This is a genomic window from Actinomadura logoneensis (assembly GCF_003428695.1).
GTDB lineage: Bacteria > Actinomycetota > Actinomycetes > Streptosporangiales > Streptosporangiaceae > Spirillospora > Spirillospora logoneensis.
On the sequence record NZ_QURH01000564.1, the window covers coordinates 1 to 1,675 of the forward strand.

Annotated in this window: 2 protein-coding genes; both read left to right on the forward strand. The window is 77.3% G+C overall.

Translation table 11 applies throughout. The features are described from left to right. A partial coding sequence (locus DZF91_RS24185; RefSeq protein WP_235834517.1) for a phosphopantetheine-binding protein occupies window positions 1-778 on the forward strand: 778 nt, incomplete at its 5' end. Continuing rightward, a complete protein-coding gene (locus tag DZF91_RS24190; protein WP_117359588.1) occupies window positions 768-1,529 on the forward strand; it encodes a thioesterase II family protein in 762 nt (253 codons plus the stop codon). The genes DZF91_RS24185 and DZF91_RS24190, both read left to right, overlap by 11 nt. Window positions 1,530-1,675: the final 146 nt, after the last annotated feature.

Genomic DNA, 1,675 nt, shown 5'->3' on the forward strand with positions numbered 1-1,675 from the left:
CGCGCGGACGCGGGTGCTCGGGCCGTCCCTCGCGCGGGCCGGGACCGGCGACCGGCACGCGACCGGCGACCGGTACGCGACGGGCGACCGGTACGCGACGGGCGATGTCGGGCGCGGCTACCTCGGCCGCCCCGCGCGGACCGCCGAACGGTTCGTCGCCGACCCGTTCGGCCCGCCGGGCGCGCGCATGTTCCGCTTCGACGCGGACGGGGCCGCCGGGGAGGAGGCGGTCAGGACCGTCCTGCTGGCGCGTCCCGACGTGGCGGACGCGGCGGCCGTCGGCGACGCGGCCTACGTGGTCGCCGCCGACGGGCACGCGCTCTCGACGGACGCGCTGCGCGGACACGTCGCCGCGCGGCTGCCGGAGCGGTTCGTCCCGGCCGCGCTCATGGAGCTGGACGAGCTGCCGAGGACCGTGCGCGGACGCCTCGACCGCAGGCGCCTGCCGGAGATCACCGGCATGTCCGGGAGCGCGCCGCGCGGTCCCCGCGACGAGCGCGAACAGGCGCTGACCAAGCTGTTCGAGGACGTCCTCGAACGCGGCCCGATCGGCATCGACGACGACTTCTTCGCCAACGGCGGCAACTCGCTGCGGGCGACGCGGCTGATCGGGCGCATCCGCACCGAGCTCGGCGCGCGCGTGTCGATCCGCTCGGTGTTCCGCTACCCGACCGTCGCGGGCCTGGCGTCCCGCTGGCCGGAGATCGCGCGGGCCGACGGCGGGCCCCGGCTGCGCCGTGTGACCGAGACCGGGGAGGCCGCGTCCGATGACCGTTGACCTGGGTGAACTCGTGCCGGAGAGCCCGTACGTGTGGCGGGCGCGGCGGCCCGGCCACACCCGCAGGCTGGTGTGCTTCCCGCACGCGGGCGCGGGGGCGGCGGCCTACGCCGACTGGGCCGCGCTGCTGCCGCCGGACGTCGAGCTGATCGCCGTCCAGCTCCCCGGACGGCAGAACCGCATCGCCGAGGAGCCGTTCACCGAGGTCGCGCCGCTGGTCAACGTGCTCGTCCACGCGCTGCGCCCCGTCCTGGCCGGACCGTACGCGTTCTTCGGGCACTCGTGCGGCGCGGCGCTCGCCTACGAACTCGCGCTGGCGCTGCGGGCGCGCGGCCGGCCCGGACCGGAGCACCTGTTCCTGTCCGCGCAGCCCGCGCCCGGGACCGGCGGCGTCCGGCCGATCCACGCGCTGCCCGAGGACGACTTCCGCGCCGAGATCCTCGCGCTCGGCGGGATCGAACCGGAGATCGCGGACGACCCGGACGTCCTGGACTCGCTGCTGCCGCTGCTGCGCGCCGACTTCGGCCTCTGGGAGCGGCACACGCTGACGCCCGGCGCGCCGCTCGACTGCCCGATCACCGTCCTGTCCGGCACCGACGACCCGCGCGCGCCCCTGCACACGCTCGGGGCGTGGCGCGAGCGCACCGCCGCCGCGTTCGGCACCCGCCTCTACGACGGCGGCCACTTCTACTTCCTGGACGCGGCGGACGAGGTCGTCGCGTTCATCGGCGCGACTGGGAGGACGTCATGACGGTCCCCGACGCACTCGCCCCGGACGTCCTCCAGGGCGTCGCCGAGGCCGCCCTCCGCGTGCCCGGCGTCATCGACGCGGCGGCGGTCGTCCGCAAGGCCGTCCGGCGCCCCGAACGCCCGCCCGCGCCCGCGCCCCCACCGCCG

Coding starts and splice junctions, on each gene's coding strand:
- DZF91_RS24190 (WP_117359588.1), top strand. CDS start 768: ATGACCGTTGACCTGGGTGAACTCGTGCCGGAGAGCCCGTACGTGTGG.